Origin of the sequence: Microcella sp., from assembly GCF_033763155.1 — a bacterium.
Taxonomy (GTDB): Bacteria; Actinomycetota; Actinomycetes; order Actinomycetales; family Microbacteriaceae; genus Microcella.
Window position 1 is genome coordinate 1 of sequence record NZ_JANRKZ010000253.1, and the last position, 7,188, is coordinate 7,188.

Below are 7,188 nucleotides of genomic sequence, written 5' to 3' on the forward strand. Positions count from 1 at the left end.
GCCCTGCGCGAGCACGTGCCCGACCTCGCCTCGCGGCGCGGGTACGTCTCCGGCGCGCCCGCGATCGTGGCCGCAGCCCGCACGGCTCTGCGCCGGGGTGGAGTGCGGCGCGTGCACACCGACTACTTCGCGGGCTACTAGACCCCACCGTTGTCGTCATAACCCGGGCTGACCGGGTCTTTCGCCGTGCGCGAACTTCTGGCACTCGACCCACCCGAGTGCTAACATCGTGATTGTTGAGCCACCATGACTCAACTTTCAGCCATCGCAGCCGCTGATCCGGCGGCCGACGTGAAGGAGACCGTGATGATCATGAACCTCGACCCGTTTCGCGAGCTTGACCGCGTTGCCGCGAGCCTGCTCGACCGTCGCGAGAGCCCGCGCGTGATGCCGATCGACCTCTACCGCGACGCTGACCACTATGTGCTCACCGCTGAGCTTCCGGGAATCGACCCGGGCTCGGTCGATGTCGATGTCGACGGGCAGCTGCTCACTCTGCGGGCCGAGCGCACGCCCCGCTCGCAAGAAGGTGTGCAGTGGCTCGCCCGCGAGCGCGCGGCAGGGTCGTTCTTGCGCCAGCTCACCCTTGGCCGTGACATCGACACCGAGAACATTTCGGCTCACTACGAGAACGGGGTGCTGAGCGTCATGATCCCCGTGTTGGAGAAGGCCAAGCCGCGCAAGATCGCCGTCGCGACGACGAGCGACCGCACCGAGGTGGCGGCTTAGCCAGCGCCTCGCGCAACCCTGTGCGCTGACGGGTTATCCGTCGCCCGTCACAGGCCCCGTGCCGGTAACGCCCACAGCGACCGGCACGGGGCCTGTGCGTGTGCGGGGGCCTGCGAGCGGAGCATCCAGACCCGGCACGGGCGCAGCCCCCGCGCGCACTGCGCGCAGTGCACCGACGATCGCGATGAGGTCGACGACCTCCTGCAGGGCGGCTCCCGCAATGGCGGGCAAGAGGCCCACCGCGGCGACGAGCATGAGGGCGATCGAGATGGCGATGCCGAGCCAGATGCTCTGCAGCGCGATGCGCACCGTGCGCTGGCCGATGGCGATCGCACGGGCCACGCGCGCGAGGTCGTCGATGAGAATCACGACGTCGGCCGACTCGCTCGCGGCGGTGGAGCCCTTGGCCCCCATCGCGATGCCGACGTCGGCCACGGCGAGCACGGGTGCGTCATTGACTCCGTCGCCCACCATGACAACCGGGCGGGGCTGAAGCTCGCGAATGATGCGCACTTTGTCGTCGGGCAAGCACTCAGCATTCACGTCGGTGATGCCGAGACCCGCGGCGATGGGCTCGGCGGTCGCGGCGATGTCGCCCGTGACCATGAGGGTGCGGGTGACTCCGAGGGCGCGTAGCGCGGCGAGAGTGTCGGCGGCATCGGTGCGCACTGCATCCCTCAGCACCACGACGCCGGCGAAGCGCCCGTCGATGGCCGCGTAGATCACGGCTTCGCCACTCGCGCCCGGGTGCGCGACGACATCGGGGGCGTGCTCGGCAACGAAAGCCGGTTTGCCGACGACGACGACACGGCCGGTGATCGTCGCGATGACGCCGTGCGCCGGCACCTCGCGCGCATCGCGTGACTCGAGAAGCGGCAGCCCTCGGTCACCAGCGGCGCGCTGCAACGACTCGGCGAGCACGTGCGATGAGTAGCGCTCGGCCGATCCGACGAGCTGCACGAGCTCGCTCTCGGTGAAGCCGGCCTCGGCGTGCGCGCCGACAACCTCGGGTCGGCCCACCGTGAGGGTGCCGGTCTTGTCGAAGGCGACCGTGCGGGCGCGCGCGAGCTTCTCGAGCGAGCCGGCGTTCTTCATGACGATGCCGCGTTTCGCTGCGCTGCTCATGCCGCCCATGAAGGCAACTGGGGCCGCGATGAGCAAGGGGCAGGGCGTCGCGACGACAAGCACCTCCGCAAAGCGCACGGGGTCGCCGCTGAGAGCCCAGGCCAGGCCAGCGATGCCGAGCGAGACGGCCGTGAAGGGCAGGGCATACCGGTCGGCGAGGCGCACGAGCGGTGCCTTGCTACTCGCGGCTTCGCGCACGAGTTCGACGATGCGCTGATACTGCGAGTCGGCGGCGAGCGCCGTAGCGACCACCTCAACCGCGACCGGCCCGTTGACCGAGCCGCTCAGCACGGCGTCGCCGGCGACCTTGTCGACGGGCAGGCTCTCGCCCGTGAGCGACGACTCGTCGAAGCCGCCGAGCGCACTCGCGAGCTCAGCATCCACGGGAACGATCTCGGCGGGGCGCACGAGCAATCGATCACCCACACGCACCTCGTGGGCGGGCACCTCGACCACGTCGCCGTTTGCCTCGATGCGGTGTGCCAATTGCGGCACGCGATCAAGCAATGACCGCAGCTCGCGCTGGGCACGACCCACGGCCGCCACCTCGAGCGCTTCTCCGCCCGTGAGCATGAGCACAATGAGCAAGCTCGCCCAGTACTCGCCCACCACGATGGTGCTCACGATGGCCGTGACGGCAAGAATGTCGAGGCCAAACTGCTTCGACAGCAGCCCGCGAATCATGCGCACGGCTTCGACCGCCGCGATCGTGAGGGCGTAGAGCGAAATGACCCAGCGAGCGGCTGGCTCGAGCCCCGTCGCAACGAGCACCCCGGCTACGACGCCGATGGCGATCGTGACCGCCACGAGCGGAAAGCGGCGAACGAGCACGACGACACGGGTCATAGTGCTAGGTCTACTCCCCCGCCCTGCTTCGTGCCAGTGCCCTAGGGCCCCAGCTTTCGCTACTGCTGAGGCAAACGCCGGCGGCGCACCAGAACCAGTGCAATACCGATCGAGAGCAGGATGCCCGCGAAGAGCGCTGCTGCCTCGAACGGCGCTGCGCCGGTGTCGGCAAGTTCTGGCTGCGCAGCATCCAGCGGAATCGCGGCGTCGATCAGAATTCCCGTGATGGGGTCGTACTCGAGGGTGAAGAACACCGCTTTCGCGTCGCCGGCTGCGGCCGGAGCAAACTCGTCGGCGTCAACAGCTCGCGCCTGGTCCGTCGACAATTCGCTCGACACCGACACCAACCCCGCTGTGGGGTACACCAGGTCAGTGTTCCCGAACACAATGCGCAAGATGTGCGGCCCGGCCGGCAACGGGTCAGGAGCAATATCGCTTCGCACCTCGAATGTCATGTCACCCGTGAGGGTCAAGGGGCTCGTGATCTCGAAGGTTCCGACGGTCTCTGCGTCGCGAACGTACTCTTGAAACCAGAGTTGCGAGAACGTGTCGTTCGGAACATCAGCCGCATCGACAACCAGAGTGGCCTCAGCAACGTCTGACGGAACGAAATCGCCGAAGAGCGCTGCCGTGCCTGCAGCGAATCGCAGGGTACCGGTCGTGACGCCGTCGACGGTCGATTGCGAAATGATGTCGAATGGCCCGATTCGCACCGTGTCGGGGTTGAGCGGAGCGGCGAGCAACAAATCAGGGGCGAGAGCGGGGTCTGACGCTACCGTCTCCACCTCCCCCGACGTGAGAGCCGTGTCACACGACACCGCCACAAAGGCCGACGCCACCTCAGCGATGATCGTTCCTTGACTGAGCTCCAGGTATGCATTTCGACCATCGAGCAGCTCGTCGATCGTGCCCGTGAACGTCGCCGTCAACACTCCCGCGTTGTCGCTCGAGACCCATCCGGCATCGCTCGCGGGGTCAAGGCGGAGCAAATACGCGGTATCTCCCGGGGGCGCGCTCGCCGACGATGACTGGGAGTATGCGTAGGCGCCCGTTGCGGCCGCTTCGGGAATGTCTTCGACCGAGTACCCGTAGGTAAACACCACGGCGAGCTCACTCGGGCCCTCGTAGTGAATCTCGAGTTGCTCACCGCTGGCGTCTTGACTCGTCTCAAGCACGACGGGCCGCGTGTCACTGGGGCAGGTTGCGACCGAGCCGGGGTTCAGAACCACCAACTCGCCACACCCTGACAGAGCGAGCGTGAGCGCAGCGAGACCGCCGATGGCAAAAGCTGAGCGACGAAGATGAGTCACGGAACCACTTTTCAGTGAGAGGTACGGAAGATCCGCCGAAAGCCCCCGAGTATGTGCCAGCTTTCGTCGGTATGCCGATACTAGGCCAGTCGCGACTTCAGGTTGTCGTCGATCGCCGCCAAGAAGTCTTCGGTCGTGAGGTAGGGCTGCTCGGCGCTGATGAGAATCGCGAGGTCTTTCGTCATCCTGCCGCTCTCGACCGTCGTGATGACGACGTCTTCGAGGGTCTCGGCGAAGGTGATGAGGGCCTGGTTGCCATCGAGTTTGCCGCGGTGCATGAGTCCGCGGGTCCACGCGAAGATTGACGCGATCGGGTTGGTCGAGGTGGGCTTGCCCTGCTGGTGCAAGCGGTAGTGCCGCGTCACGGTGCCGTGCGCGGCCTCGGCCTCAACGACCTTGCCGTCGGGGCTCGTGAGCACGCTCGTCATGAGGCCGAGCGAGCCATAGCCCTGCGCCACGGTGTCGCTCTGCACGTCGCCGTCGTAGTTCTTGCAGGCCCAGACATAGCCGCCCTCCCACTTCATGGCCGAGGCGACCATGTCGTCGATGAGGCGGTGCTCGTAGGTGATGCCCGCGGCCTCGAATTGGCTCTTGAACTCGGCCTCGAAGACCTCTTCGAAGAGGTCTTTGAAGCGACCGTCGTAGGCCTTGAGAATCGTGTTCTTCGTCGAGAGGTACACGGGGTAGTTGCGCGCGAGGCCGTAGTTGAGCGAGGCGCGCGCGAAGTCGCGAATCGACTCGTCGAGGTTGTACTGCACCTGGGCCACACCGCTACCGGGCGACTGGTAGACCTCAAACTTCATGGGCTCTGAGCCATCTTCGGGCGTGAACTCGACCGTGAGCGTGCCCTTGCCCTCGAAGCGGAAGTCGGTGGCACGATACTGGTCGCCGAAGGCGTGACGGCCAATGATGATGGGCTTGTTCCAGCCAGGCACGAGGCGCGGGATGTTCGAGATGACGATGGGCTCGCGGAAGATCACGCCGCCGATAATGTTGCGGATCGTGCCGTTCGGGCTCTTCCACATCTGCTTAAGGCCGAACTCTTTCACGCGCGCCTCATCGGGCGTGATCGTGGCGCACTTGACGCCCACGCCGTGCTTGATGATGGCGTGCGCGGCGTCGATCGTGACCTGGTCGTTCGTGGCATCGCGGTGCTCGATGCCGAGGTCGTAGTACTCGAGCGTCACGTCGAGATAGGGGTGGATGAGGCGGTCTTTGATGAACTGCCAGATGATGCGAGTCATCTCGTCGCCGTCGAGCTCGACGACCGTTCCTTCGACCTTGATCTTCTCCACGAGAGGTGCCTTTCCGTCAGTGATGTATCGCCGGTCAGCCTATCGGTTCGCTCCGGTTGTCTCGATGTCGAGATAGATGCGCGCCCCCGAGGTCGGACTCACCGTCTACCCTGGGGAGCATGGGGACGTTAAGACTCGAAGAGCTCTCGGCCAAGACCATCGTGGCGGCGAACCGCCTGACGTTGCGGCCGGGCCAAGAACAGTTCGTCACGCCCGTGTCGTATTCGGCCGCCGACGCCTATGTGAACCCCACGACCACGTGGGCGCGCGTCGTGCTCGACGGTGACGACGTCGTTGGCTTCATCCGCGGCAATTTCGACGCCGACAACCCCAAACCCGAGTTTCGCAGCTGCATTTGGCGCATCAATGTGGATGCCACGGCGCAAGGCCGAGGCATCGGCAAGTTCGCCGTGCACGCCCTCGCCGACGAAGCTCGTCAGCGCGGATTCCACACCGTGACCGTCATCTGGGAGACCGGAGACGACGGCCCGGGCGAGTTCTTCCGCCACATCGGCTTCGTCGAAATGGGCGACACCGAATACGGCGAGAAGATCGGCGCACTGACCATCTGATGTCGGCGCCGCTCGACTTCGGCGGTGCCGTGTTGCTCGTCGTCGCCGACATTCCCGCCGGGCGCGTGATGACCTACGGCGATGTCGCGGCCGAGCTCGGGTCGCGCGGCGCCCGCGCGGTCGGGCGCGTCATGGCAACGGAAGGCTCGAGTGTGCCGTGGTGGCGAGTGGTGCGGGCCGACGGTCGCCCGCCCGAGGGTCACGAGGCCGAGGCGCTCGCCCACTATCGGGCAGAAGGCACGCCCTTGCGCGGGGGTGCGGCCGAGCACGACCCGCACACGTATCGCCTCAACCTGCAGGCGGCACGCTGGGCGCCTTCCTAGCCCTCGACCCGGCGCGGCGCTACTGTGCGGGTGAGCGGCGAGCGCCGCGCATCCCGAACCCCGGAGGTTCTCGTGACCGACTCGTCCCCTAACGCACCGCGCACGCGCAACTCGAAGACCGCTGCCGCGCCCACCACCGCCAAGGCCGCCAAGGCCCCCGCTGCCACGGCGCCAGCGGCCGCTGCGCCGACCACTGCGCCCGCCGCCGCGCCCGCCGCGGCCGCAACCCCGGCCCCACTCGCTGACCAGCTCATGGCACTCGACTTGAGCGCCGCGCCCGGCTTCTTTCGCGCGCTCGTCGACTTTCGCTTCACGACGTTCATCACGCGCCGCATCGCGGGCTTCATCTACGCGATCTTGCTCGTCAGCATCGTGCTCTCGGGCCTCGTCGCGTTTTTCAGCGTCGTCGTGACGGGTGTCGGCCTCATGACGGGCGGGCAGCCCGTCCCGGGCCTGCTGACAGTGCTCGCCGCCATCGTCGGCGCACCGATCGCCACGCTCGTCGCCGTCGTGCTCGCGCGCATGATCGTCGAGGTCAACGTCGCGCTCGTGGCGATCGCCGAGAACACCGCGGGGCTGCGCCGCCGCTAGCGCGTGCGGGGCGGATGCTCGCGCGCGGTCACAACGCCGCCACGAGCATCCCGCCGCCTGCGCCGACCAGCACCACGGCCCACGCCGGCACGCGCACGACCATGAGCAGCACCGTGCAGAGCACCGCGAGCGCCACAGTCGGAGCGTCGACGAGAGCGCTCGTCGCCACGGGGTCGTAGAGTGCGGCGGCGAGCACGCCCACGACCGCGGCACTCGCACCGCGCACGAGGGCTTGCACGCCCGGCCGTGACTGCAGCGCCGACCAGAACGGCAGCACGCCCACGATGAGCAGCAGCCCGGGCACGAAGATCGCCACGAGCGCTACGCCCGCGAGCAGCAGGCCCTCGACGCCGGGCGCCATCGCCGCTCCCAGGTAGGCGGCGAACGTGAAGAGCGG

The 7,188-nt window shown here is 67.2% G+C and carries 8 protein-coding genes; 4 read left to right on the forward strand and 4 right to left on the reverse strand.

Annotated elements, in window-relative coordinates; translation table 11 throughout:
- Positions 1–306: 306 nt before the first annotated feature.
- Complete coding sequence (locus tag SFU54_RS10940; protein ID WP_319016313.1) at positions 307–729, forward strand: Hsp20/alpha crystallin family protein; 423 nt, start codon at positions 307–309, stop codon at positions 727–729.
- A gap of 33 nt (positions 730–762) precedes the next feature.
- Here SFU54_RS10940 and SFU54_RS10945 read toward each other — a convergent pair whose 3' ends face one another.
- The 3 genes from SFU54_RS10945 to SFU54_RS10955 form a co-directional block, all read right to left on the reverse strand.
- Positions 763–2,700 carry a heavy metal translocating P-type ATPase gene (locus SFU54_RS10945; protein WP_319016306.1) on the reverse strand — a complete coding sequence of 646 codons (1,938 nt, stop codon included), beginning with the start codon at positions 2,698–2,700 and terminating at the stop codon, positions 763–765.
- Between the two features lie 59 nt (positions 2,701–2,759).
- Positions 2,760–4,010: a hypothetical protein gene (locus SFU54_RS10950; protein ID WP_319016307.1), complete on the reverse strand. Its 1,251-nt coding sequence runs from the start codon at positions 4,008–4,010 to the stop codon at positions 2,760–2,762.
- An 80-nt stretch (positions 4,011–4,090) separates the two neighbouring features.
- Positions 4,091–5,305 (reverse strand): NADP-dependent isocitrate dehydrogenase, encoded by a 1,215-nt coding sequence (locus tag SFU54_RS10955; protein WP_319016308.1) that lies wholly within the window; start codon positions 5,303–5,305, stop codon positions 4,091–4,093.
- A gap of 119 nt (positions 5,306–5,424) precedes the next feature.
- On the opposite strand from SFU54_RS10955, the gene SFU54_RS10960 reads away from it, so the two are divergent.
- The 3 genes from SFU54_RS10960 (at position 5,425) to SFU54_RS10970 (ending at position 6,791) form a co-directional block, all read left to right on the forward strand.
- Complete coding sequence (locus tag SFU54_RS10960; protein ID WP_319016309.1) at positions 5,425–5,877, forward strand: GNAT family N-acetyltransferase; 453 nt, start codon at positions 5,425–5,427, stop codon at positions 5,875–5,877.
- The gene (locus SFU54_RS10965; protein WP_319016310.1) at positions 5,877–6,200 is read left to right on the forward strand and encodes an MGMT family protein; all 324 of its coding nucleotides are present in this window, start codon (positions 5,877–5,879) and stop codon (positions 6,198–6,200) included. The genes SFU54_RS10960 and SFU54_RS10965 overlap by 1 nt, the downstream gene beginning before the upstream one ends.
- A 72-nt stretch (positions 6,201–6,272) precedes the next feature.
- Positions 6,273–6,791 carry a DUF4282 domain-containing protein gene (locus SFU54_RS10970; RefSeq protein ID WP_319016311.1) on the forward strand — a complete coding sequence of 173 codons (519 nt, stop codon included), beginning with the start codon at positions 6,273–6,275 and terminating at the stop codon, positions 6,789–6,791.
- Positions 6,792–6,819: 28 nt separating this feature from the next.
- On the opposite strand, the gene SFU54_RS10975 is transcribed toward SFU54_RS10970, so the two are convergent.
- Positions 6,820–7,188 (reverse strand): chromate transporter (locus SFU54_RS10975; protein WP_319016312.1); only part of this gene is annotated, 369 nt, incomplete at its 5' end.

Coding starts and splice junctions, on each gene's coding strand:
- SFU54_RS10940 (WP_319016313.1), top strand. CDS start 307: ATGATCATGAACCTCGACCCGTTTCGCGAGCTTGACCGCGTTGCCGCG.
- SFU54_RS10945 (WP_319016306.1), bottom strand. CDS start 2,700: ATGACCCGTGTCGTCGTGCTCGTTCGCCGCTTTCCGCTCGTGGCGGTC.
- SFU54_RS10960 (WP_319016309.1), top strand. CDS start 5,425: ATGGGGACGTTAAGACTCGAAGAGCTCTCGGCCAAGACCATCGTGGCG.
- SFU54_RS10965 (WP_319016310.1), top strand. CDS start 5,877: ATGTCGGCGCCGCTCGACTTCGGCGGTGCCGTGTTGCTCGTCGTCGCC.